General features: G+C 51.4%; 22 protein-coding genes. 8 read left to right on the top strand and 14 right to left on the bottom strand.

The window, feature by feature from the left end; all coding sequences use genetic code 11:
- Positions 1 to 89 precede the first annotated feature (89 nt).
- The 4 genes from Pan161_RS20540 to Pan161_RS20525 all read right to left on the bottom strand — a co-directional run bounded on the left by Pan161_RS20540 (position 90) and on the right by Pan161_RS20525 (position 4,959).
- Complete coding sequence (locus tag Pan161_RS20540) at positions 90 to 545, bottom strand: hypothetical protein (RefSeq protein ID WP_145230369.1); 456 nt, start codon at positions 543 to 545, stop codon at positions 90 to 92.
- Between the two features lie 95 nt (positions 546 to 640).
- A complete protein-coding gene (locus Pan161_RS20535) occupies positions 641 to 1,642 on the bottom strand; it encodes a DUF1559 domain-containing protein (protein WP_145230367.1) in 1,002 nt (333 codons plus the stop codon).
- 393 nt (positions 1,643 to 2,035) lie between these two features.
- Entirely contained in the window at positions 2,036 to 4,513 is a 2,478-nt protein-coding gene (locus tag Pan161_RS20530; protein WP_145230365.1) for a Lon protease family protein, read from the bottom strand.
- Between the two features lie 26 nt (positions 4,514 to 4,539).
- Entirely contained in the window at positions 4,540 to 4,959 is a 420-nt protein-coding gene (locus Pan161_RS20525; RefSeq protein WP_145230363.1) for an Hsp20/alpha crystallin family protein, read from the bottom strand.
- 289 nt (positions 4,960 to 5,248) lie between these two features.
- Here Pan161_RS20525 and Pan161_RS20520 point away from each other — a divergent pair, with 289 nt between their 5' ends.
- Positions 5,249 to 5,728 (top strand): hypothetical protein, encoded by a 480-nt coding sequence (locus Pan161_RS20520; RefSeq protein ID WP_145230361.1) that lies wholly within the window; start codon positions 5,249 to 5,251, stop codon positions 5,726 to 5,728.
- 126 nt (positions 5,729 to 5,854) lie between these two features.
- On the opposite strand, the gene Pan161_RS20515 is transcribed toward Pan161_RS20520, so the two are convergent.
- A complete protein-coding gene (locus tag Pan161_RS20515; RefSeq protein ID WP_145230359.1) occupies positions 5,855 to 6,370 on the bottom strand; it encodes a pyridoxamine 5'-phosphate oxidase family protein in 516 nt (171 codons plus the stop codon).
- A 150-nt stretch (positions 6,371 to 6,520) separates the two neighbouring features.
- Positions 6,521 to 6,856 carry a rhodanese-like domain-containing protein gene (locus Pan161_RS20510; RefSeq protein ID WP_145230357.1) on the bottom strand — a complete coding sequence of 112 codons (336 nt, stop codon included), beginning with the start codon at positions 6,854 to 6,856 and terminating at the stop codon, positions 6,521 to 6,523.
- 405 nt (positions 6,857 to 7,261) lie between these two features.
- Here Pan161_RS20510 and Pan161_RS20505 point away from each other — a divergent pair, with 405 nt between their 5' ends.
- Positions 7,262 to 8,332: a sodium:calcium antiporter gene (locus tag Pan161_RS20505; RefSeq protein WP_232103354.1), complete on the top strand. Its 1,071-nt coding sequence runs from the start codon at positions 7,262 to 7,264 to the stop codon at positions 8,330 to 8,332.
- Positions 8,333 to 8,402: 70 nt separating this feature from the next.
- On the opposite strand, the gene Pan161_RS20500 is transcribed toward Pan161_RS20505, so the two are convergent.
- Genes Pan161_RS20500 through Pan161_RS20485 form a run of 4 tightly spaced genes read right to left on the bottom strand, consistent with a single transcriptional unit; the run spans position 8,403 to position 11,816 of the window.
- Complete coding sequence (locus tag Pan161_RS20500; protein WP_145230353.1) at positions 8,403 to 9,638, bottom strand: Glu/Leu/Phe/Val family dehydrogenase; 1,236 nt, start codon at positions 9,636 to 9,638, stop codon at positions 8,403 to 8,405.
- A gap of 38 nt (positions 9,639 to 9,676) precedes the next feature.
- Positions 9,677 to 10,045 carry an SPW repeat domain-containing protein gene (locus Pan161_RS20495; protein WP_145230351.1) on the bottom strand — a complete coding sequence of 123 codons (369 nt, stop codon included), beginning with the start codon at positions 10,043 to 10,045 and terminating at the stop codon, positions 9,677 to 9,679.
- Entirely contained in the window at positions 10,045 to 10,710 is a 666-nt protein-coding gene (locus Pan161_RS20490) for a vitamin K epoxide reductase family protein (RefSeq protein WP_145230349.1), read from the bottom strand. Before Pan161_RS20490 ends, Pan161_RS20495 begins: the two co-directional genes overlap by 1 nt.
- Positions 10,707 to 11,816, bottom strand: a complete 1,110-nt coding sequence (locus Pan161_RS20485; RefSeq protein ID WP_145230347.1) for an NAD-dependent epimerase/dehydratase family protein — start codon at positions 11,814 to 11,816, stop codon at positions 10,707 to 10,709. Before Pan161_RS20485 ends, Pan161_RS20490 begins: the two co-directional genes overlap by 4 nt.
- A 427-nt stretch (positions 11,817 to 12,243) precedes the next feature.
- Here Pan161_RS20485 and Pan161_RS20480 point away from each other — a divergent pair, with 427 nt between their 5' ends.
- Together Pan161_RS20480 and Pan161_RS20475 are read left to right on the top strand one after the other, a co-directional pair.
- Positions 12,244 to 13,632, top strand: coding sequence for a sigma-54-dependent transcriptional regulator (locus tag Pan161_RS20480; protein ID WP_197995437.1), 1,389 nt, complete (start codon positions 12,244 to 12,246; stop codon positions 13,630 to 13,632).
- A 126-nt stretch (positions 13,633 to 13,758) separates the two neighbouring features.
- Positions 13,759 to 13,947: a DUF6435 family protein gene (locus tag Pan161_RS20475; protein WP_145230343.1), complete on the top strand. Its 189-nt coding sequence runs from the start codon at positions 13,759 to 13,761 to the stop codon at positions 13,945 to 13,947.
- Between the two features lie 15 nt (positions 13,948 to 13,962).
- Here Pan161_RS20475 and Pan161_RS20470 read toward each other — a convergent pair whose 3' ends face one another.
- Genes Pan161_RS20470 through Pan161_RS20460 form a run of 3 tightly spaced genes read right to left on the bottom strand, consistent with a single transcriptional unit; the run spans position 13,963 to position 17,276 of the window.
- Positions 13,963 to 15,621: a hypothetical protein gene (locus Pan161_RS20470; protein WP_145230341.1), complete on the bottom strand. Its 1,659-nt coding sequence runs from the start codon at positions 15,619 to 15,621 to the stop codon at positions 13,963 to 13,965.
- A 29-nt stretch (positions 15,622 to 15,650) separates the two neighbouring features.
- Complete coding sequence (locus tag Pan161_RS20465; RefSeq protein WP_145230339.1) at positions 15,651 to 16,514, bottom strand: alpha/beta hydrolase family protein; 864 nt, start codon at positions 16,512 to 16,514, stop codon at positions 15,651 to 15,653.
- A gap of 33 nt (positions 16,515 to 16,547) precedes the next feature.
- Positions 16,548 to 17,276, bottom strand: a complete 729-nt coding sequence (locus Pan161_RS20460) for an RraA family protein (RefSeq protein ID WP_145230337.1) — start codon at positions 17,274 to 17,276, stop codon at positions 16,548 to 16,550.
- Positions 17,277 to 17,388: 112 nt separating this feature from the next.
- Between Pan161_RS20460 and Pan161_RS20455 the strand changes: the two genes are divergently transcribed.
- The 4 genes from Pan161_RS20455 to Pan161_RS20440 are packed head-to-tail and all read left to right on the top strand — an operon-like array spanning position 17,389 to position 22,182.
- Complete coding sequence (locus Pan161_RS20455) at positions 17,389 to 18,084, top strand: FadR/GntR family transcriptional regulator (RefSeq protein WP_145230335.1); 696 nt, start codon at positions 17,389 to 17,391, stop codon at positions 18,082 to 18,084.
- A gap of 34 nt (positions 18,085 to 18,118) precedes the next feature.
- Positions 18,119 to 18,967 carry an alpha/beta hydrolase family protein gene (locus Pan161_RS20450; RefSeq protein ID WP_145230332.1) on the top strand — a complete coding sequence of 283 codons (849 nt, stop codon included), beginning with the start codon at positions 18,119 to 18,121 and terminating at the stop codon, positions 18,965 to 18,967.
- Positions 18,968 to 18,994: 27 nt separating this feature from the next.
- Positions 18,995 to 20,539 carry a hypothetical protein gene (locus Pan161_RS20445; RefSeq protein ID WP_145230331.1) on the top strand — a complete coding sequence of 515 codons (1,545 nt, stop codon included), beginning with the start codon at positions 18,995 to 18,997 and terminating at the stop codon, positions 20,537 to 20,539.
- A 29-nt stretch (positions 20,540 to 20,568) separates the two neighbouring features.
- Entirely contained in the window at positions 20,569 to 22,182 is a 1,614-nt protein-coding gene (locus Pan161_RS20440; protein ID WP_145230329.1) for a glycoside hydrolase family protein, read from the top strand.
- Positions 22,183 to 22,198: 16 nt separating this feature from the next.
- Here Pan161_RS20440 and Pan161_RS20435 read toward each other — a convergent pair whose 3' ends face one another.
- Positions 22,199 to 24,586, bottom strand: a complete 2,388-nt coding sequence (locus tag Pan161_RS20435) for a dienelactone hydrolase family protein (RefSeq protein WP_145230327.1) — start codon at positions 24,584 to 24,586, stop codon at positions 22,199 to 22,201.
- Positions 24,587 to 24,854: the final 268 nt, after the last annotated feature.

The raw sequence follows: 24,854 nt of genomic DNA, 5'->3' as shown, positions 1-24,854 counted from the left end.
GGCGCGCAATTCGTATAGATCAAGTCTCAGGAATCAGGCTCATGTCTGGCAAAGATATAGGCGTTCTCCGAATTGAGGGGTCGAACAGATTAGTCCGTCTGCTTGAGATCAAAGGCGAACTCATTGGATCCCGATTTGACTTTCAGCTTCAAAGGGCTGGTATTGATTTTACGTACCTGCGTCGGGATGTTTTCATAATTTTTAACTGCAGGGGGAGCCTGCCCTGGTACGACCGGTTCCTGTGGGGGGGGATTTACGGTGACTGTATAAGTCCCGAGTGCGACCATCTCCAGGCTGGCTGTTCCATCGCTGTTCAAGGTGCCGCCTCCACCTTCTCCGGTTTGTTCATTGACCAGATCGACCTGACCTTCCGTAACGGGATCGGTTCCATTTGTAATCTGGATGGTCACAGCACCGCGGGGTTTTTCCGCACCGGGCGTGCGGCTGCAGCCGGAAAGTTCCAGGACGCAGAGCAGGGCACAGCCGCTGATGACCAGTGTGAATTTGAGGTTGCTGCAGGCAGCTTTGGGGATCGTATTTTTCATTTTTCGAGCTGAATATTTGATAAAGTGTACTGTGAATGATTTCCCTGACAGAGGGCACACAGGCAAAATCTGTCAGGGAATACGGGAACGATGGTTTAATACTCGCCAATCACTTTTCCGTCGTCACGGACGCAGAGTTGTCTGAGAGTATCCATATCGACATTCTCGGAAATAAATCGAACAGATCCGTCAGTCAGAACCCCATGGACTCCTCCAGTATGATGCGAATTGAGTATGGTATTTGCCGAGTAGGCACTGGCACCCTGAGTCGGGGCACCCGATTTCCAGTACGAGTTGGGAGGGTAGCGGACTGTTGTACTGCCGGCTGCATAGTAGTACCCACCTGAAGCCATTGGCAAAGTGGTGCCTGCGTTCCAGGTTGACAGAGTGGCATTGGCCCAGCCATGCCAGGCACCCAGTGCATTCGCACTTTTCTGAACTCCATTCACCAGACCGGACTGTTCAGCAACAAGTATCGTGTTGGAGGTTCCGTCGGTACAGTCACGAAAACGTCTGCTGACATAAGGGATCAACATGCCGGAGTTGCAGTTGCTGGAACTGCTGGCCAGTACGTCACCCGTACAGACATTTGTACGGCCAGCCGGATCGGGAGTGGCGCCCGAGATGCCGACGTAGTCAATGATCATACTCTGCAGGCTGGAATCGGAATTGCTCTTTGACAGACTGAAGTCCGTAATATTGGTCATTCCGCCTGGATTCGAAGGGCATTTATAAACGGGTAACCTCACGGAATACAGAACCGTATTGCCGGGAAAACCAGAGTGCGCCCAGTAGCCATTGGCTCTCGTTAATTGAGCATACACATTGGCCTGGTCAATGTAAGGCAGGATAGCGACACGCCAGTTGGGATAGGACCCCGTCTGTGTGCCAATTGGCAATGAAGTGTAGATTTCATTGTAGTTGTGCATGGCCAGTCCCAGCTGCTTCATATTGTTTTTGCAGGTGGAGCGTCTGGCTGCTTCGCGCGCCTGTTGCACTGCAGGCAGTAACAGCGCGATCAGAATGGCGATGATGGCGATCACCACCAGCAATTCAATCAATGTGAAGCCACGTTTTCGAGGTTTTGGATGCAGCATGGTAGGAGTCCTGTGAGGATAATGAAGGAAGGATTTACAGACATGAGAGATAGTTTATGCAATTCGGATGCCATTGTTAATGATTATTAGGAAATAAAGTTAAAATAATGTTTCTGCCTCTGGTTCAGGCTGAATTACTGGTTGAACTGATACCGGCGTCCTGAAGCAGATCGCGATACGAATCATTGTAAGGTACTTTAGAAAACAGCTTTACGTTGAATTAACTGCTGCTGGTTTCAAGAGACGATGCAAAAGAACCGTGACAGGCGTCTGCGTGACTTTGCGAGAGGATCTGCTCAGGAAATAAACAGTACTTGCATGATTAAGTGGAATGGGCGCAGCGGAAAAGGTAAATCTGCTTAAGGGTTGAAAGCGGCATCGACCCAGCAGAATTTATTGTCCTGGCAAGGGGGGCCGTGGATCAGAGGGGAGGTCGAGGGGAGTGCCCGGGATCCAGAGCAGGCGACCTGTATCGGTCATTTTCTGTTCCAGCAGGAGTTGTGCGATTTCGGTGAGTCGATTCAGGACCAGGCCGTGAAAACTGTTTTTCTCAGAAGCGTCTCCCGCGGGAATTCCGGTAAACAGTTCGATTGCCTGGTTGAGATTGGAAACGGCCCAGACATGAAACTGACCCTGTTGGATTGCCTGCACGACATCATCACGCAGTACCAGGTTCTGTACATTGGACGCGGGGATACAAACTCCTTGTGTGCCCGTCAAACCATAGGCATGACAGACATCGAAGAAGCCTTCAATTTTTTCATTCACACCACCGATGGCTTGAACTTCTCCCCATTGATTGATGGAGCCTGTGACAGCGATATCCTGTCGCAGCGGCACTTCGGCAATGGCACTGAGCAGGCAGAGTAGTTCTGCGACAGACGCGCTGTCACCGTCAATGCCGCCATAACTTTGTTCCATGGCGATGCTGGCTGTGAGTGTCAAAGGTTGTTCGCTGGCGTATAAGTTGCGTAAGAGTCCTTCCAGAATCAGCATGGCTTTATCGTAGGTGTTACCACTCATGCGGCTTTCGCGTTCGATGTTGATGATCCCCGCCGCGCCAACCCCCACACTGGCTGTGAGTCGGGAAGGGCGTCCGAATGCATAATCACCCAGATCAGCCACTGCCAGACCGTTGATCTGACTGATCCGGGTTCCTTCCAGCTGTATCAGCAGTGTGCCGTCTGCGATCAGGTCCCGTATTTTCTCAGCAACCATATCAGACCGAAAAATGCGTTCCTGCATGGCCTGACGTACGTATTCCGGCTGCACCACTTTCTTCTTGTCTTTGCTGGCCCAGAAGCTGGCTTCGCGGGCGACGTCCCCGACATGACTGAAGATGGAAGTGACTTTTTTCTGATGACTGGCCAGCCTCGATCCGACACGAATCAGTTCTGCTACCGCGGAGGCCTTGAAGGGGAGCAGTCCTTCTTTCTCCGAGAGCTGGCGTACCAGGCGTCCATAAATCAGTGCGGTCTCCTGATCCCGGTCCTGTTCGTCATTGAAGTCTGCTTTCACACGGAATATTTCACGAAAATCTTCATCATGCAGATACAGCAGATGGTAGATCAGCGGTTCTCCAAACGCGACCAGGCGGACTTTGAGGGGAATCGACTCTGGTTGCAGTGCCGATACGGTAAACATGGAAAACTGGTCCTGGGCCTGAATTTCCAGTGACTGATTTTTGAGAGTCCGCTTCAGTTCTTTCCAGACGAAGGGTTCCACCAAAGCATCCATCAGATTGACAATCAGATATCCCCCGTTGGCTTTCAACAGGCTGCCCGATTTAATCCGTGTGAAATTGGTAATGACGCGACCGGCACGATCGACAACGCGTTCTATTGTCCCAAACAGATTACGATAATTGGGCGCATCTTCCACAATGATGGGGGGTTCTTTTAAGTGGCTGTTATCGACCACCACATTGACACGATAGTCAAGGAAACGCTGTTCGGGATCCAGTCCACCTTCACCCGTGAGCATCGCTGCGGCCTGAGGAGGCATATCCGCGAGATCACGGAAGAGATTCAAATGACTGATTACATGAGTTTTGAAACGCGCCAGCCAGTCTTTGAGCTTGGGGATCTTGAACTTCTGCTGGAGTTCATTGACCAGCGGGTCGACAATCTGGATCGCGAAACGGCGTGCCACTTCCCTGACATCGACAGAGAGTTGACGCTGAATTTCCCGCTGTTCCTGCAGGACGCGTCCCGCCATGCCCACCAGTTCGTCCTGGTGGCTTTCCAGTTCCTGCATTTCTTCCGGTGTGAGCTGCTCAATTTCCTTTTGGGTCATCGGGCGATTATCTTTAAGAGGAATAAACAGGATCTCGCCATTGGGCATTTGCTGCACGGTCAATTCATGCTGGCTGGCCAGATTCTGAAGTTTGTCGAATACCTCCTCCCCGCGTTTGCGGTAGATCTGCCGCAGTTTTTCTTTTTCATTACTGAAATCTTCTTCCTTGAACGCTTTCGGTAGGGATTCCTGAAGTCGTTCAATCAACGCTTCCATTTCTGAGCGGAACAGTATCCCCTGACCAGTGGGCAGACTGATGGCCAATGGGCAGTCGGGTTCTTCGAAGTTATTCACATAGATCCAGTCATCCGGAATGGAATCATCCAGAATCCGTTCGCGGAGGGCGTGGGTGATGAGTTCGTTTCGACCTGTGCCTACGAGTCCGGCAAGATAGATGTGATAATTAGGATGCCTGATGCCTGTTCCCAGTTCCAGAGCCCTCAAGACGCGTGGCTGTCCGACAATTTCTGTCAGTGGCTCCAGTTCCTGTGTCGATTTAAAACCGAACGATTTCGGATCCAGTTTTAATGTTACTTCATCAGAGGTCAGTTCACGGAATTCCGTCTGTTCGGTCATTTAATTCTCACCAGTCAGTTCATCAGTTAAGCAGGGGGTCTGTGTTTCTGTTTGGGGATTTGCAGACGCAGAATGCCGGCCTGATTCTCCCGTTTGACGTGATAAGGGTCGACAGCCTGGTCGAGGGGGATGTGACGGACAAAACTCCCCTGTCGACGCTCGATGCAGACTCCCTGGGCAGAATGCTCCACGCAGCCGGATCGCCTCCAGCCGGAAATGGTCAGGGAATGCTGATCCACCGTCACATGAATTTCGTCCGGATCGACGCCGGGAACATCGGCTTCCACCAGATAAAAGTCGAGTGTCTCAAAAATATCAATTTCTGGTTGCCAGTTTCCGCTGGGGGGGCATAACCCCCACTGTCCATAAATCAGTTGATCAAATGCCTGATCGATCTCCTGTTCAAGATTTCGCAGGCGAATCGGCTTCCATGGTAAATGCGACATCAGGACTCCTGCAGGAATGTTTAAGTAACAATAAGGAAACGACGTCTGATACTTCCAGTTTACCCTGATCCCGGGAAGGCGTCTACAAAAAGCCGATTTCCCGTTGGACCTGTGCACACCAGCAATTTCAATCCTGGTGAGTGGTCAGCGCGCAGTACGAGCGTTGTGCCATCAGTTTTCAGCAGAAATGACACTGTTTTGGATCAGAACAGGCGGTTATTTCTCTTGTCGTTCCGGTACATAAGTTGCTCATACAGTTAGTATCTCTATATATAAAGGAGGAATAACGATGGCATATCATAAAGTACAAGACATTCTGGAACTTGTGGAATCATTCCATAAGCAGATGCGCCAGGCTTTAGATCGTGTTTCGCAGGAAGCAGATTCCGATTCAGTAGAATGGTTATCACAACAGTTGCGACAGCATGAGTTACACTGGCAGGCCGCACTTTCAGGGTACGAGAAGCGTGTTGCGGAAGGTGTGCTGGATACCTGGTTGCAATATTTCCCTGACGAAGAAGTCCGCCGCCAGATTGATTCGATCGTGATCAAGCGTGAAATGACACTCGATGATCTGACCGATTTGAATATTCGTTTTCGACAGGCCTTGATCGATCTGTATGAGACTTTGTCTCAGGCATCGTCGGCACCTCGAGTTCACGAGTTGTTTCAACAACTGCAGGAATATGAACAGGCTGTGGTGGCGCAACAGAGCCAGAAACAGCAGGATTCAGAACTTGTGGAAAGCAGGACACATAAAAGGGCCTGATCAACGGGTACCATCAATAATCACAAAACCCCACCGGATTTTATAGAAATTAAATCCAGTGGGGTTTTGCTTTTGATTCAGGAAAACGGCGTGACTACAGTTTTCCTTGAAGCAGGATCGAGACCATTACGATGTGGCATCGCTCCACTTCAGTCGATCATGTTTGACTTCCTGCTCCGTTTCAAAAAAGAGTTCCTGTAAGATGCCCCTGAGTTGATTTTGGTTCGCATCCCAGTACTCGGCTTCCGAGACATTCACACAGATCAATGCCAGCTTCGGATCTGCGAAGCCCTGGGGAAACCACTGCTCCAACTCATCTGTCCAGAGTAACTCAATTTTTTGTTGATCGCGCACCAGCTCCGCCTGTCCCGTAATGGAGATATAGCAATCTCGCTCCGGGTCTGCATAAGCCAGGTTGACCGCGTTCTGTTTTATAATCTCGCCGACTTTGGGATCGTCCGCGTGAGTAAAAAACCAGAGCTGTCCTTCAAATTCATGTTTTGCTGTAATCATAGGGCGGCTCCTTAAGCCACCGTCCTCCGATCGAGTCGTCAGCATTGCGATATGAATATCGCGAATCATCTCACGCAGGGTCTCGATCGATTTCTGTCGTTCGCCTGAATCACTAACATTCTGATCCATTATTGTTGTACCTTTCTGCAAGCGAGAGGCTGACCTCAGGCAGGAACGGTTCCCTGTTGTTCCTGCTAAGGTCAGCTCTAACACTCAAATTAAACCAGGTTGAACCCAGTCATTTACTCCGACTAAATCGACGAAAGAGCACGATTTAAGCTACGCACCTGCGACAAGCTGCTCACCGGCTTCTCGCCAAGACTCTGCTCCCCCTTCATAGTCAAAGACGTTGGTGAAGCCGGCTGCTTCCAACTTTTGAGCAGCCTGTGTTGATGAATTGCAGTGCTCATTCGCGCAATAAACTACGACAGCCTGATCTTTACTGCCCGCCGCCTGTTCTACTTGAGAAACAAAATGATCCTGATCCTGAGGGATATTAATGGAATTAGGAATATGTTGCTTCTCAAAAGATTCCTGAGGCAGTGTATTTACCAGAATGCCTTTTTCGTTTCGTTGCATTTTTCCACGTAACTCTGTGGTTGTTATTTGATGCATGATTCATCTCCTTCTTGAAATAATTCCATTACAAATCGGGTACATGAATCAAAGAATGCAAAAGGCATTCCAATAGAGGGAATTCCAATGAGATTCAGGGCATGAGAAAAAAGTTTGTGTCGTGCTATGCAATTCTGAACCTGATCTATGCACCCCACGGACTCTGGTCTGGGTTGGGGTATGTTTCGAAGGGCAATTGGAATCTGAGATGTTGAACGGAAATGCGATAGATATTCTCACGCAGAGCATGACAGTTTGACGCTGAGGCAGGACATTCTGACTGACTTCAAGGCGGGCTGCTTCTCGCCTAAAGTATATATATAAAGCAGAGCAGTATGCTGTTGTTCTCATTTAAACTGAATCGAGGTTCTCTCACCATATTATAAAATGATTGCTGTCCACATCATGTCATTACTTGATCTCTCACAAAATTCGATCTGGCTGAATCTGGTACTCTTTACCCTGTTTGCGGCGGGTGTCTGGTACGCGGGGTCAAAATTAAGTCTTTACGTGGATCTGATTGCCGATCGAACTGGAATTGGTCAAGCGTTTGCAGGCGCACTGCTGCTGGGGGGAGCGACCAGTCTGCCGGAACTGGCAACGACCATTTCCGCCAGTGCATCCGGCGCCGCTGAGTTGGCTGGCAACAACCTGCTGGGGGGAGTCGCTTTGCAGATCGCTGTGCTCGCCGGTATGGATATCGTCTGTCTGCGAAACCGACCGTTGACTTTTTTTTCACCCAAAGCAGCGTTGTTGCTGCAGGGAGTTTTTCTGATCCTGATGCTAAGCCTGGTCATCATGATTCTGATGACCGGCGAATTAATCACACTGGCAGGGGTCGGGATGTGGTCTATGATGCTGGTTGTGATCTATGGCTTCGGGCTCTGGTCGTTTCATCGGTATGAAGGGGATCCCCGCTGGAAACCAGCGGGGGAACTGGAAGAACCCCCCGAGTCCAATCGGGATCTCAAAGACGCGCATCAGGCAGAATACCAGTCGGTATCGACGGGTACCCTGGTTCTCTGGTTTTCTCTGGCAGCTTGTGGAGTTCTGTTTTCAGGCTATCTGGTGGCTCGAACCGGAGAAGTGCTGTCAGAGCAGACGGGTCTGGGACAGAGCCTGATTGGAGCCACACTGGTGGCATTAGCGACGAGTCTGCCTGAAGTGAGTACGACCTGGTCTGCGATTCGCTTTGGTGCTTACAGTATGGCAGTTGCAAATATTCTGGGAACGAATGTGCTGGAAGTGGTACTCTTCCTGCCGGCGGATATTGCCTATCGTGATGGTTCTATTATCGAAGCCATGGATCCCTCTGCCAGTTTTCTGGCTGCGCTCGGGATCGTACTTACCAGTATTTATCTCTGGGGGATTCTGGAACGCCGCGATCGCACGATTCTGGGTATGGGATATGATTCAGCCCTGGTGCTGTTGTTTTACTTTGGGGGAATGGGTTTGTATTACTCGTTATCACTCTGAGCGATTCACGATTCGTTGAGACTCTATCTGGCTATATTGCAGCGACTCCATGTCCGTTTGAGCCGTGTCATCAAAATCCGCGCAGTTCAATCGCTTCTTTGACGCGTTGCGTCCCGATAGTGTAGGCCGCTTCCCGTCTGCTGCTGCCCGTTGACTTCGCTGATTCAGTCAACTGTTTCCAGGCATTGTGCAACGTTGATTCCAGTTTGTTATTCACTTCGCTTTCTGTCCAACTGTAGCGCTGTCGATTCTGAACCCACTCCAGATAAGAGACGGTCACTCCTCCCGCATTCGCCAGCAGATCCGGAATGACAGGAATGCCTCGTTCCTGCAGGGTGGCGTCGGCTTCAGCCGTGACGGGGAGATTGGCTGCTTCTACTATCAATCGAGCGCGAAGCTGGTCGACATTGTTCTGATGGATGGTTGCTTCGACAGCAGCGGGAATCAGAATATCAACATCCAAAGCGAGGAGTTCTTCGTTAGAAATTTCTCCGGCAGCGAAGTCGATCTGCTGTAGTGTAAGATCGTCGTCAGATTCATTTCTTGATTTGATGATACCGGGAATATCCAGGCCGTCACCCTGGTAGAAGCCACTATGTCGATTACTGATGGCGACCACTTTTGCACCGAAGTCATGTAGAAAATTCGCAGCATGACTGCCTACATTGCCAAAACCCTGAATGGCGATACGTGCGCCCTGCACTTCGATCCCCAGATTTTCACAGGCCCAGCATGTCACCAACGCGACTCCCCGTCCCGTTGCTGCCAGTCGACCGGGGGAGCCTCCCAACTGTATTGGTTTTCCGGTGACAATTCCTGGCTCGTAACCATGATCCTTAGAATGTGCTTCCATGATCCAGGCCATTTCCCGGGGACTGGTTCCCATATCAGGGGCAGGGATATCCCGATCTGGCCCCAGCATTTCATCTAATCGATCCACAAACCGTTTGGTAAGAACTTCCAACTCAGAACTGTTCAACTCATGAGGGTTGCAATTGATTCCTCCTTTGGCACCGCCGAAGGGAATATCAACCAGCGCACACTTCCAGGTCATCACAGAAGCCAGATCTCGAAAGTGAGCCAGGTCGACATCCGGGTGAAATCGCAGTCCCCCCTTAAAAGGACCGCGACTGTGATTATGCTGCACGCGAAAACCGGTGTAGAGTTTCAAGCCTCCTTCATGACAGACCAGGGGCAGTCCAAATTTGACCTCGCGATAAGGGGTGATCATCAGGTGCCGCATTTCATCACTGACTCCCAGGCGATCCAGGGCCGGGTGTAGAAACGGGCTGATAGCTGATTCCATTTTAGTTTAGTCCTTCTTTTCCCTCGAATCGAATGAACTCAGTTGTGCGACTCGCGATACCATCCTTGTGGCGGTTGACTGGCATGGTTGGGGACCAGCGCGAACATCAGCAGTAACAGTCCGGTCAGAATATGATTCTGCAAAGCTGGTATTACATGTTCTGCCGGTATTAATTGCGCTGGTTGGGCAAATCGGCCATAACCGATCATCAGCACCGCCAGGAACGCGGTTGCCAGATGGATGTGACGCAAGGGCTGCCAGTACGAGAGCAGCGCAAAGGAAATGATCAATAGCGCACAAAGCCAGTCCATAAACCAGAGCATGCTTTGTGACTCAGCATGACCGAAAACAAACGGGCTGATTGCCAGCCAGCATCCCAGCATGAATTCCACGACGCGCGACCACATTAGATGTTTCCTTTCTCAGGCGTTGAGGCAGCACCCACCATTTCACTGGCGATTTCGTCTGCGATTTCTGAAGGCTGTCCCCACAGAACCGACCAGAGTAATTGCTTGTCATGCGTTCGTTTCCAGACCAGATACAGCAGTTTGACAGAAGCATAAACTTCGTCGTAGGCCATCACCACCAGAATCAGCGAAATCAACGCTGTCATCAGACAGAGAAAGCACCACTGTCCCACGATGGTCCCCTGGCAGATAACCAGTATCACGCTGACCAGCCCGAGCGGAATCACGTCGATTCCAAACAGGATGACCAGCCAGGGGCGATACTGCCAGCGACGGGTCGAGCCAGCCAGACCAAAGATCGCATCACCCAGATAGGCTAATGCGCCCAGCGCGGCATCGGGAATGCCGAACCAGCGATGCATCATCAGGGCCACATCTGATTCCAGCACGCGACGCGTCTGATCGCCAAAGACCGGATCCCAGGGTGACTCTATCAGATGCCATTGAAATAAAGCCATGTGCGTCGCCAGCACAAATGCGACGAGCGCCAGAATGCAAATCGGCAGCCTTTGAGACCACGCTGAGGGATTATATCGAAACGGCGAAACAGTGACGTTCAGATCCGCTTGTTCCGCCGGGTAGCCTTTGAGCGTGGCCTGACTCATTTTCGGACTCCCGTTGAGTCCTGTTGTTCGAGTTCTTGAGGAACAGGTAAACCGTTGATTTGATACCAGCGTTCCGGATCAGATTTCAGGCGTTCGGTCATTTCCGGAAGGGTATTGCGGAGCTGATGTCGAGGCTCCCATTCCAATACCTCGCGTGCGCGTTGCACGCTGACCGGATAGTTCTGATCTGCCAGATCGATCATCCAGGGTTTGATGAAAGGCGCATCTTCTGCGTCGGACATCTGATCTTTGATCCAGGCTCCGGCTTTGGCGGCCACCTTCGGAATCCGAATGGCGGGCCACTGATCACCATGCAGATACAGCCCCAGCTTATCCTGTAGTTCTTCGTAACTCATCAGATCTTCTTCGCCGATGATGAACAGGCTGTGCAGAGGCAGATTGATTCTCCGTTCAACTGTTGTCTGAAAACAGGCCACCAGGTCATCCAGATGCAGAAATGACTGTCCACAGGTGATATCACCGGGGAAAAAGTAGCTTTCCAGTTGTTTTTCATATAAACGGGCAATCTGCTGAGCGATGGGAATCGAGTGGCAGTCCTCATCATAGACGCCCGCCAGACGCAGGATCACTGCCGGGATGTCACGGGCTTCTTTCCGGATGACTTCTTCCGCCGCCAGTTTGGACTTTGGATAATCCCATTCTGCATTGACAGGAGACGTTTCCCGGATTGGCTGACCATCTTCAGAAGAAGCCTGAACGAGCAGAGAACTGGAAAATACGAACTGCTCCACCTTAAACTCCTGAAGTCCGCGTAGTAATCGTCTGGTTCCTTCTACGGTCAGGTCCTGATACAGGGGGCTCGGTTCACCAGAAAAATCATAGTAGGCTGCCAGGTGAATGACACTGGCAATGCGATCGCCGTGTCTTTGCTTGAGAGTGAGCAGTGCGCGGGCGACTTGAGCATCATCTGTCAGGTCACAGGGAATCCAGTCTGCCTGATGCTGATCCTGTTCAGCCGGAAGCGGTTCCAGATCGAAGGCGACAACTTCATAATCTTCTGAAAACGCATTAACCAGCCGAGAACCGATCAGTCCTTCGGCCCCTGTGATTAATAGTACGGGCTTTTTGTTCATTGGTTGATTCATGTTCTACTCTCTTTCAGTTGAGGTGAATAAAGCAAGATCATTGGCAAGTTCCGCAACTGGAATGCCAACAATGCATTTTTGAGTAGATATCCGACTGAATTAGTAGTGTTGGTAGTGTTGAATGACGTAATGTCACCGCCTGGAACAGATCTGGAATTATCTTGCTGCGGTGACAGAAAAATATTCCATGTTGATCAGGGGAACCAGGGTTCCTCTGATACAGTTCGGGTTTTTTGTTCGCCTGGGAAACGCTACGACAGGCAAGGCGTCAGATTGCCCGGTTGTCTGATCGATGAGCGGTCACTCTGATCGAAAAACTACCGCGGTGAATTGGTCGAAAGTGCTAAAATCATTAGCTTTCCGTAATGGCACAAGCTTTGCAAAACATACAACCCAATGTTTTCAAACTTACAGCAGGGAGCGGAACATGTTGAAACAACAGACAATCTTGATCATTGAGGATAAAAAAGCAGGCGAGGTCGCTCTGTCTGATTTTTTAAGCCAGCATAATTTTCATTCTGTCACGGTCAGTCATGCACAACGGGAGAATCGCCAGATTGAACAGAGTGTGGATCTGATCTTGCTTGATCTCGATCAAAATGATCAGGATAGTCTGCAGCAGTTACAGTACTGGAAAAGTCACAATCCGAAAACACCCTGTATTGTGGTGTCGAGTTCGGACAATATCGATGCAGCGGTCGCAGCGATGAAACACGGTGCCGCTGACTATCTTCAGAAGCCAGTGAATTCCGAGAAACTGATCAATTCCGTTATTACCTGCCTGCAATCTGTCAGGAATATCGCTCCCCATACAAACCCCTCCCGTCTGCGGACTTCCCAATATGGTTTTGAAAATATTGTGGGGCAGTCCAGGGCGATGCAGGAAATATTTGAGGATGCCCGGCGTGTGGCGCAGACGGACAGTACCGTGTTGATCACTGGGGAATCAGGCACAGGGAAAGAACTGATTGCCGAGGCCCTGCATCGCAACAGCCCGCGGGCAGCAGAACAGTTTGTGACCGTTAATATGGCTGCCGTTCCGGAACACCTGGTGGAGAGCGAACTGTTTGGTCACACCAAAGGTTCGTTTACCGGTGCGACAGAATCCCGCCGAGGACGTTTTGAAGCGGCCCATCATGGCACACTGTTCATTGATGAGATCGGCGATTTTAAACTGGAGTCGCAGGCCAAACTGCTGCGGGTTCTGGAAAATCACACGATCACGCCGATCGGCAGTAATGAGGATCGAGAAGTTGACGTGCGAGTCGTTGCCGCGACCAGCCACCATCTTGAGAAACTGGTTGAGGAAGGTCGTTTTCGAGAAGACCTGTATTACCGTTTGAATGTAATCAATCTGAAACTACCGCCACTGCGGGAGCGGAATGAGGACATTGCGCTGCTGATAGACAGCTTTTTGAATCAGATCTGTAAACAGGTTCATCGAGAGAGACCGGAATTGTCTCCTGAACTGCAGCAGTATCTTGTGAAGCATACCTGGCCGGGAAATGTGAGACAGTTACGTAACTGTCTGGAAAGTATGATAGTCCTCTCAGAATCCGGGTTGTTGACGCTGGACGATTTGCCTGACATGTTGCGGAATGGAGATGCCGTCTATGATGGCATTATGATTCCCGAAGGCATCCGACTGGAAGAACTGGAACGCAGAGCGATTCAGCAGACACTCAGTTACAATCATGGTAACCGTACTCATTCCGCGAAATCACTGGGTATGTCTGTCAGAACATTGCAGAGAAAGCTCAAAGCCTGGGGCATCCGGGAACAAGCCAACTCCTTCTCACGAAATGGCAACTCTTGATCAAGTAACATTGAACGATTAAATAACGAGTCGAGAAATACTGCGGTTGTCAAAGTCGCTGTTTCATCTATAAAAAAGGACAATAGCTCAGTTTTCTTTACTTCTATTTCGTTCGAAAGCTTGATTATGTTTGGTTGGTTGCGTCGTGATCCGCGGAAAAAACTGGAAACTCAATATGCGCACAAACTGGAACAGGCACGTGATGCCCAGCGAAATGGGAATATCCAGGGCTATGCGCAACTGATGTCGGATGCGGAAGGCATTCTGCAGGAAATCGACAGTCTACCCGAATCGACTTCGGAAACAGGAAAATAAAACAACAGTAACTGTTTAATTCTTTAATGTCACTGCAAACACCTCGGCGTGATCCAGATGCAGTCGCAGCATATATTTGCCTGCAGGCAGATCCTTCAAGGTCTGCTTTTTCCAAACGACCGGATGTGTCAGGGAATCACCGGTTAAAGGCTTTGCGTCTGTTTTCGTAAAGCCGGGAACCCGGAAACCGGCGGCTGTCAACAGTTCCACCTGGATTTTGCCCTTCGTCGCGTCTGCATTTACGGTGATCTCCCGAATGTCTTTCAGCTCCAGTGGCTTGAGTGTGACCTGACCGATATTCTTAAGAGGCTTTTTTAACGTCGACTGGGCACTCAATTCCACAGGACGAATTCCCGCAAATCGATCCAGGGGTAATGTCGCCAGCCCGACGCCACTCTGCTGGCTGGCGTCAGTCAGTTTAGAGCCTCCCCCAATCGCACCGCTGGTGTAGCCTCCATAATAGAAGCGAATCGAATCCTGCAGAAACACGGGCGTCGCGTTTGTAAAGATGCCGCCACTGGAAAAGGGCTGTTGCGGAATAAATGAGAGATCGCGACAGGGGCGTTCCCAGTGTATGCCGTCGCGGCTGATCATCAGCTCGATATGCATCAGATCTGCTTTCGCACCGACTGCTTCGCCACGTGCCCGCAAAATCTGGTTCAGGCAGAAGTAGCAATCATTGTAAAAGAAGACGGGCGAGTTATGAAATTCCGTGTTGGTCGCGTCCTGATCATCGGGAGAACAGACAATTTCGGGAGCCGACCAGGAGAGAAAATCCTTGCTGCTGGAACGGGCCATCGCGTGTTTCCAGGCCAGTCCTCCATCAGGCCCATTCAGCCAGCATTTCCCATAGACGGCGTATTCTTTTTGTTTCGGATCATAAAACACGTCGACCGCATCGGACATTGAAAGCGGCAGTAGCCACTGCTTTCGCATGAAGTTTTTACGCTTGTCCCACTGTTCTTTATAAGGATCTTCCTCAGCGAACAGAGGCTGTAGTGTACGTCCGCCGTAAGCGGTCTGGTTGAGAGGATTACGTGGCGATTTCGACCAGTGAATACCGTCCGGTGAAAAGGCGGCATGCCAGCCGGGCCATTCCTGTTTTTTGTCATCGGGAGAGAAGTCATAATACAGCATCTTATATCGTCGGCCTGGGTCCGTTTCTTCCGGTTCAAACAGGACCGAATTACAATAGCGGTCGCCATAACCTCCCGACGCCAGCAGCACGATATTGGTTTCCGGAAAGGAATCCTCCCAGGGTTTCCTGTCAGTTTTGAAATCGTGCAGTTTCAGCATGGGTTTGGTGAAGTGGATGCCGTCTTCCGATTCGGCATAACAGACGACACAGCGACGCGTCTTACGTGGGTCGCGACCGCCGGCGTACGCCTGGTACCACAACTGGTAGATTCCTGTCTGTGGATTGCGATGAATCGAAGACCAGGCGATAGCCAGTTCCCAGGGCTGATCTTCCCGGACGACCGGATTTTCTGCATAGGCGCTCGTCTGATGAAAAACGCGTTTAGTCCCCGCGCGATACAAAATGTGATGATCATCGACGAGCAGCAGTGTTCGAGCCTGTGGCTTCGCATCTTCAGCATGGCCGATACTGACCGCTGCCAGCAGGCAGACGAGAAACAGGCTTAGCGGGAAACGCAGTCGTTTGGTTCTCAACATTGTGATCAGTCCTGTAAAGAAGCGGAGGATTATTTCATGGCATTCTCGAAGAAATCAGCAGCTTTGATTTGCACACTGCGCATGACTTCATCCGAGTGTGCGAGGTCATCCAGTATTACCAGTTCGCAGTGATACTGTTTATTGTGTAAGCGATTTGCCAGTTTCTGACTGTGTCCGGGCAGCACGGTGCGGTCTTTGAGGCCGTGGATCAGCATCACCGGAATTTTCTGGAACGTGTCGACGTTTTGGATCGCTGAATTAGCCTGGTACGCATCGGGTACCTGTTGAGGTGAACCGCCATAAGCGGCGGTGACCGGTTTCGCGTAGCGGGGGTTCTCTTTGATCCAGTCAGCAAAGTCGGTCATGGGCATGACTGCACAGACGGAACGGATCAGGTCAGGGCGATGCAGGGTGTAAGCGAGTGCCGAGCCTCCCCCCATGCTGGTGCCCATAATGTGCACACGATCTTTTGAGATTTTCTGCTCGCTGAGGACCTGCGCAGTCACACCATCCAGGGCCTGTTTCGCGGCTTCATTCATAAAGTGCAGTTTACCCAGTTCAGGAACAACGACATAGAATTCACGTTGAGACAACTTACTGCGTAATTTCTGGTAGGGTTGGCGTGAATAATTATAACTTTTGAGCGATCCACCCGCACCGTGCAGATAGATTAACAGTGATGCTGGTTTATTATTCGACATTGTGTCGGGATGGTACAGCAGATAAGAAGTACTCTTGCCCGTTTGTGGATCAGAATACTGGTGTCGCGTGATTTTTTCCGGGGGAGACGTCTCTGTTTCAGCTGAGAAGAGCTGCGACGAACTGATTCCGATCAGGATCGAGAGCGTCGTTACAATCCGACACCATGAATGATTCACAAAAATTTGATTCATGCTGAATCTCGTTAAAAAAATTTATTGTCGTTATCAGGACTGGATCATAGTCTTCAGCTCGATTTTCAATTCGTTGAGTCGCGCGATCATTTCCTGGATTGCCCGTTGATGCCGGGCCAGATCCGCCGACCCTTCACGCAGGGGATCAAGTACGAGCGCTTCATATTTGAGATACTGTTCGCAGGCATAAGGGACAGCGGCGGCGATTTCATGTGGAATCGTGACCACGCCGTTACAGTCGCCGTGCAGTAAATCGCCGGGTTGGATGGTGAGTCCCCCCACTTCGACAGGTACGCCGGTTGCTTCGAAGTGGCAATACCCGTGTCCGCTCATGATCCCATGACTGAAGCAGGGGAAGTCGAGGGCGCGGACGTTATCGATATCGCGGGCGGCACCGGATGTAATCAGGCCGACTGCACCAAATGTCTTATAAGTCAGACACATCCCATCACCGAACGTCGCGCCTGCCGGGGGATCATCCAGATCCTGGAAGACGACCACAGCCGGACCGGGTAAGTCTGCGAACGAACTGATCAATCGGGCCGAGATTCCAGGATCGACCGAACTGTCCGCTGCTGCTGAGGAACGAAAGGTAGTGGTGACCGCGTAACCGACCATCGGGGGGAATTCCGGAAAGCAGGCGGCAATCTCCCGATTCATATATCCCGCGGCCCGGGATCGTACTTCAAACAGCTCAATCGCGTTGCAGATCGTGGGAGTATCAAATCGACGTAATGCTGCCAGATCGGGAAGGGAAATCATGGTCGTTCTCGAAAAAAGATTTGACATTAAAATTAGAATAGATACTATTTAATCATAAAAATACACGTTGTAAATCAATAATATTGTTTTATGTGGAAAATAAATAGTATATATGTCGGCCGAAATCAATTACCAGATTACCCAGTCTGACGAGCTGGCAGAGCGGATTCGACAGCGGATTCAGTCAGAACGTCTCGCGGACGGGGCGTTTTTTATGACCGAATCAGACCTGGCGGAAGAATACCATGTTTCGCGGACGGTGGCGCGGGAGGCGGTCAGTCGGCTGACGGCCATCGGCCTCCTGGAAGGCCGCAAGCGCATCGGTCTGATTGTGCGTCGTCCCGATCCACTGCGGCTGCTGCAGCTGGGCCTGCCTTCCCTGTTTGATTCGGAACAGGATGTTTCCGAGTTATCGATGTTGCGGTATGTGGTCGAGATGGGCGCCGTCGATCTGGCCATTCGTAATGGCAGCGATGAGCAATGTCAGCAACTCTGTGAACTGGCAGATGAGATGGCATTAGCAATTCGCAGTGATCAGACCGAGAAAATTGCCGAGCGGGACATCGCCTTTCACTCACTGTTGTTGCAGATGACATCCTCCACACTGATAGCCGGCATGCAGCGAGTGCTGGTCAATTTCTTTCAATCGGTGTATCAGGAATATCAGTCCGATGAAACCACGGGCGAACGAATGATCTGGGAACATCAGGAGCTGGCGGCTGCGATTCAGGATCGTGATTCCAATCGGGCCCGTACGATGATGCAGATGCAGTCACGTAACTGGTTGAATCAGAAAAAGACCACTTGAAAATAACGGCTGAGTTTATCTAAGGAATGACATCATGAACAAGTTCTCAAAAGGACTGTGGCTGGGATTGACTTTGGTAATGATGACGTCGACGCTGTCGGCAGCAGAACCAGCTGTTGAAATTCACAAAACAAAAGCGGGTACTGTGTTCGCGACCTGGGGACCACTGCCTGATCAACCCACGCCGACACTCTTCATTCTGGCGGGCACGATGGAGAGTACACTGGGCAGCCCCTATTTTCGACAGTGTGGAAACCAGCTGGCGGAAGCAGGTTATCTGCTGGTTTCGGTCGACATTCCCTGTCACGGCAAACAGCATCGACCTCCCGAGCCAACGGGTTTGAGTGGCTGGGCTTATCGTTGTGAGCAGGGGGATGACTTCGTCGCCGACAACAACCGACGGCTCAGTCAGGTGCTCGACGAACTGATTGCCGGCGGTCAGACCAATGCAGACTATGTCGGCGTGTGTGGCACATCGCGGGGCGGTTACCTGGCGTTGCAGTTTGCCGCCAACGATCCGCGTATAAAGGGAGTTGCCGCGTTTGCACCGGTGACAGATCTGACGGTCCTGAACGAATTCAAATCGCGGGCCAAAAATGAAATGGTGCAATCGCTGAGTATGATTCGAAATTCGGAAAAACTTGCGGGGCGTCCCGTCTGGATTGTCATCGGTGATCGTGATGTACGCGTCGGAACAGACGAATCCATTGAACTGGCCCGCAGTATTACCAAGGCCGGACTGGAGAAAGGGGGGCAGAGCCAGGTCGATCTGCATGTGATCGCAGAGCCAAAAGGGCACACGGTTCCTGCGGGCTCTACTGATCTGGCGGCGAACTGGTTTCTGAAACGAGTGGGTACACCTGATAACCCGCCAGCTAAATAAATGAATTTTTTCACCCGAGCGTTTTTCATGCGAAGATACTTCCTGAATCTGAATGGAACTGGCTTCCTTTACCTGTCAGTAGTCCTGGTTCTGCTGGCCAGTAGCACTGCCGTTGCCCGCGACATTCATGTCGACCCGGACAACGGGAATGATGCATCAACTGCAGGGCCGCTCAAATCAATTCGGCAGGCGATTCGCATCGCGGAACCCGGCGACACGATCCATCTACTGCCTATCGTCTATCACGAGTATGCAGGCTTTTATGGCAAGCAGGGAACACCGGAAAAGCCGATCACCCTCGACGGACATGGCGCGACCCTGGAAGGTTCCGATCCCATTGATCTTACGCGGTGGCAGGAAGTCAAGCCAGACCTGTATCGCTGCGAGAATCTGATGCCGACTTTGAATGATGCGATTCTACAACGCTGGTTTTTTCTCTGGAACGGCAAGATGGTGCACATGGGCCGCACAGCGAAAGGGCCCAGCAAAGATTTCAAAAAGCCCGAAGATCTGCAACCGGGGGAATGGACGTTTGTGAAACAGACAGCACCAGCCGGGCAGACAGAACCGGCAGAAAAGAGTACTCGGGTCACCGGAGCCTTCTATTTAAAACTCTCCTCGGGAGCCCAGCTGAGTGAGCAGAATCTTCGCGTCCCGGTACGATCTGCTGGTGTCCAGTTTGGCGGTTCCGGAAAGAATCACAATGCGCATCTGGTGATACGTAATCTGACCTGTACTCATCCCTACAACGATGGCTTCAATATTCACGGTCATTGTGAAGATGTTCTGTTTGAGAATATTAAAGCGATCGAGTGTGGCGATGACGGAATCAGCGCTCACGAAACAGCCGAGTACCGCGTGGATGGTTTTGTGTCGATCGGCAATTCCACGGGGATCTGCGATACCGGAGCCAGCCGAACCAGTTACAACCGGGTCTTTATCCGCGACTGTCTGGGCTTCGATCTGTTTTTTCTGGATACGGGCCGCTATACGCTGACCAATTCGGTGGTGCTCTCTTCGGCGGTGCGGACGTTGCTGATGGTGGGCCGCGATGATCCTGAGCAACCCTGTAACCTGACAATGAAAAATGTCTTCATCCGGCGGGTGGCCGATAAAAACGAAGTCCGCGTCTCCCGCAACTGTGTATTGGACGCCAGCCATGTGACGCTGATGGGACTCAACTTTCAGGCGACCGGTGGCGACGTGAGACTGCATGATTCGCTGATTGTGAGTGCTGCTGTGATCCCTTCATCCAAAGTGGCTTATGACTATCTGGCTGCAGGTACTAACGCCGAAGAACCATTGAAGCCCGAAATGCTGATCTGGAAAGATGTCACATGGACGGCAGATCGGAACTGCTACGATCTGTTGAGCCTGCGAGTCGACAAAACCTTTTTTACTCCGACGCAGTTCAGTCAGTTCCAGCAGCTGACCGGACAGGAACTGCAATCGAAATGGATCAGCAGTCTCACTGCAGAGACCGGCTCCGGTGCTGATCTGAAAAAACTGAAGCAATCAACCATTCCTGAAAGCGAACTTTCTACCGCACGTGTACGATCTCTCCTTCCCTGACGAAACTGAATGAAAACGAAAGAGAAACCATGCTTGTCTCGCCATTCGAAACTTTAAAACGAAGCCTTCCTGCCTGTCTGTCAATTGTATTACTCTTGGGAGTATCTGCCGGGCTCTCCGCCCAGACGGTTTCAGTGGACCGCGGGCCGGAAGTGGACGAAGCGGTCTTTTTCTCATTTGATGACCATGCGATTCCCTGGCGGAACAATCTGCAACTGACTCCGGTGACGGCCGAGAAGCATCCTGCCAATCCCGTGTTGCGTCGAGGACCGGAAGGAGCACCCGATCATGGGCATGCGATTCTGTACGGCAGTGTGATGTACAGGGACGGGAAATTTCGCATGTGGTACCTGGGGATGTTCGAGACCGCGATCAAAAGTGGCCAGGCGCCGGGCTGGTGGCGGCCCATGTGTTATGCCGAGAGTGATGACGGGATTCACTGGACCAAACCGAAACTCAATCTGGTGGAATTCAATGGAAATAAACAGAACAATATCTGTCTGATCAAGTCAGAAGTCCCCGCGCTGGCCAAGGTGAATGATTTTCTCAGTGTGATGTATGATGCCAATGACCCTGACCCGAAGCGCCGTTTTAAATGTGTCTATATAGCACATCCCCCGTTTGCCGAGGTGCGTGGCGGGCGGAGTAAAATCGGGCCGAACGAAAGTCGCTGGGGTGCTTTCGTCGCCGCGACCAGTGCCGATGGATTAACGTGGGATGTTGTTGGTGACCGTCCTGCGAATGCGGGGGGCGAACGGTTCGAAGTCTCCAGCCTGTATCAGTTCGGCAATTTTTATTATGCCAACGGTCAGCTGCTTTCGCCCTGGAGCTGGCGGATGGACGGCTCTGATGTTGGTCGGGTAATGCTGGCTTACCGATCTTCCGATTTCGATCACTGGTCCCGCGCGAAAGCGCTTTCGTTCGCTCGGCCGGGTCAGTTGACGGCGAAGCCGATTCCCGGTCAGCAGACACATATGGGAGCGGGTATCTGGAATCGAGGGAATGTGCTGGTCGGCTTATATGGGATGTGGCAGGATGCCCCGAAGAAACCACCAAAAGGCGAACATTGGAACAAAGGAGTGACGATTGATCTGGGACTGGTCGTCAGCGATGATGGCATTCACTTCCGGGAGCCCGTACCTGATCATAGTGTCATTGCCCGAGGAAAGCAGGGGGAGTGGGATGACATCGCGCTGCTGCAGGGGCATGCATTTGTGAATCGGGGTGATAAAACATTGATGTGGTATTCCCACTGGGACACAGGCGGAAAACTCAAGAATATGGAGATCGGACTGGCGACCCTCAGGCGGGACGGATTTGGCTATCTCTCCCCCAGGGTCGAAGACAGCTCAGCCCACTTTGTGACGGCTCCCTTTGAAACCAGAGGAGATCTGAAACTGTTTACGAATGTGGAGGGGGTCTCAATAGAGAATCCCTTAACGGTGGAACTGGTCGATGAATTCGACAAACCTCTGCCCGGTTACTCCGGTAAAGATGCTGCCCGCATTACCAAAGCGGGAACCCGTACGCCGATTGTCTGGTCTGGAAACAATCCGTTACCGGCCGGCAAAAAGCTGGCGGCACGGGTCACGTTTCCCCATTCCACAGAGACGAAATTTTATGCATTGTATGCAGGCAAGTAATGCTGTCCGTGAAGTCTCAGTCTGACTCTTTGGGGGCGGGCCAGTTGAGATGCTTGTGTAAGAAGTCATATGAACCCTGTTCGTGAATGGCATGCGGGCCTTTGATGAATTCGAGTTCCTGACGATCGCCGATGCCCAGTTGAGCCTGGTAGAGAAATCGTACCTTGGCATATTCCTGTGCGACGCGGTCATCAGGTTCGACGCCATCAAAGTGTCCGCGTTCCACCATGAAGGGACGCGGGCAGATAAGGGCGGCCATCTCGGCGTAGTTGAAGGTACTGCCCAGGTTCCATTCGAAGATTTCGTATTCCCCTTTGTTGGCGTAACTGTATCGTAGCGAACGCTGGTCGGTGGCGGCATTCTTCCAGACCCATTCGCCAAAATCAGCCGAGCAGATTGAAAGAGCGTAATTCTTGACCAGCGGAGGAATTCGCATGGCTGATTTTCCACCGTAGGAAATCCCATAGAAGCCGATCCGCTTTTCATCGACAAACGGCAGCGTCGAGAGCCAGTCTGTGATTTGCTGATGCTGGGGGACTGCGATCGAAAACAGGGTTCGGCCGATGGACTGGGATTTGAACTGCAGTGTGCGAAAACGATCGAACAATACGTAAGGGTTCTGGGGAGCGAAGGTGATGAAGCCCCGTTCCGCCAGATGCGTGGCGAACGATTTGTAAGCGCGATAACCTTGTTCGCCCACCGTGTGTTGCGGTCGTCCTTCCAGACCGTGCTGGCAGACAACGACAGGCCGCTGTTCTGAGCCATCCAACTTCAGGTCTTTGGGTAAGGTCAGAATGCCATAGGCGGTGACGTCGGGGAAGACATCCATTTCGACTTCATAGCTGATCGTCTTCGGGCCGACCTGGAATTTGCGGCTGCGGGCGTTATCGGGCAGCAGTTCCAGGTCGAAGGCGCCGATCACCTCTTCGCTGAAAACCTTGCGATAGGGTTCGACCGATTTCTTATAATTTTCCAACGAATCGGTTTTGAGATTCTTCATGAATTCAATACGGGTTTCATATGCCAACTGTAACAGACGCTGATTATGCCTGAGGATCTCTGCCAGCTGTTCGTCATGACGCTGGCTGGCCTGTGCGCGTGATTTCAGTTCCAGAGGTTTGGATGATTCTGCGAGTTTCGCGTCAGGAACAAGGCTCTGAATCAATGCGGCGAGTGTTTCCTGTGAGACGGGGACTTTAGAATCCACGAGTGTCAATGTGGGTGCCTGTGGTTTCAGGGCAGCGGTGAATTCACGGGCCCGCGCGACTTCGGTTTTGACTTCGTCTTTATCGGGGACCAGTAACCGTCCCGGTTTACCCTTCAAAGGAGGATAACCATCCTGCTTGACTTCCAGTTCACCCCAGGCGGTGGTGCGGAAACCGTATTCGGGATATTTGCCCGATTCGATGATCAAAGTCCGCGGCGCGACGAGGCTGGCGATTTCCGCATCGCCGAATACATTGAGCAGGCCAAACACATTGCGGTCGGCGGGTTCTTCCCAGAGAAACTGTCGCGAACCGAAGTAACCGCAGACTGCGGCAGCGTCGATGCGTGAATCCAGGGCCGCCGCGTAGAGAGCCAGCCTTCCCCCTTCACCCCAGCCGATGACTCCTACGGGGCGTTTTTCATCCCCGCTGGTCTGTTTCAGAATACTGACGCCCGCCATGACTTTCTGCGTTTCATAGCCGGCCAGAGTGCGACCCAGTTCGAACGAAGGACGGTGAGCCCATTCACGGTTGCTCATCTTCCATTGATTGTTTTCCCGATTGATCAGAGTGGGAATCAAGACGCGAAAACCGGAACGCGCGAGTTGCTGTGCATAAGCGTCCGCCGGCTTTTTTGCGGAGACCAGATCTTCGGGAAGCTGGTCGGCTTCCGGGATCGCGATGATGTCACCGCGGATGGTTCCTTTGGGAATCAGTAACAGGCCCGTACCCTGCATATCATCTAATACAGGCCAGCTGACTTCATGGAGCGTGAATGCTTTCGCAGGTTGATCAGAGGCATCGCCGATATAAGAGATGCGTCCTGTCACCAGCGGATCGGTCAGACCGAGCATGGCGGAGAGTTCCGCCTGTTTGTCGGCGATTGATTTCGTGTAAGCTTGCGGTGAAGAGAGATCCCGGTTCCACAGCTTAGGTCGTTTATTGGCTGCCTGTGCGATCTGTTTGAGCAGGAACTTATCGATGCCGGCAATCATTTTTTCACTGAGATCACCTGGGAAGATGAGCGGTTTTGTATGAGGCAGAGGTCGCGGATCGGGGGCCGGTTGCAGTACCGCCCAGGGAGGAGCATCTGTTTTTTCATCTGCGTTTGACTGTGAGAGTAAAAGTGTAAACGGGCTGACTGCAAGTGAGGCGAAGGTGACAAGCGTGGTCAAACGAAGTATGCTTAAGATTTTCATGGAGATTCCCTGGCTGGATTCAGTTCCGTGACTCGTGAGGTCCGTATCCGTAAGATGATACCCCTGTCACGCCTGCAGGGGCAATCAATTCAGCTGATTTTTTCTCTTTTATGAACTCTGGACGAATTGAACTCTGCTGACCGGCATCAAAAAAAACGGACTGGTATGGCAAAAAAATTGTCTTGCCTTGTAGCAAAGTTGCGTCATCTTTTAATGTCAAAGTTGTATCTTATTTTGAAATTCATTTTTCAGAAACGGGAGTTGTTGA

The sequence above is a fragment of the Gimesia algae genome, assembly GCF_007746795.1.
Taxonomy (GTDB): domain Bacteria; phylum Planctomycetota; class Planctomycetia; order Planctomycetales; family Planctomycetaceae; genus Gimesia; species Gimesia algae.
This window is presented reverse-complemented; position numbering and strand designations above follow the sequence as displayed.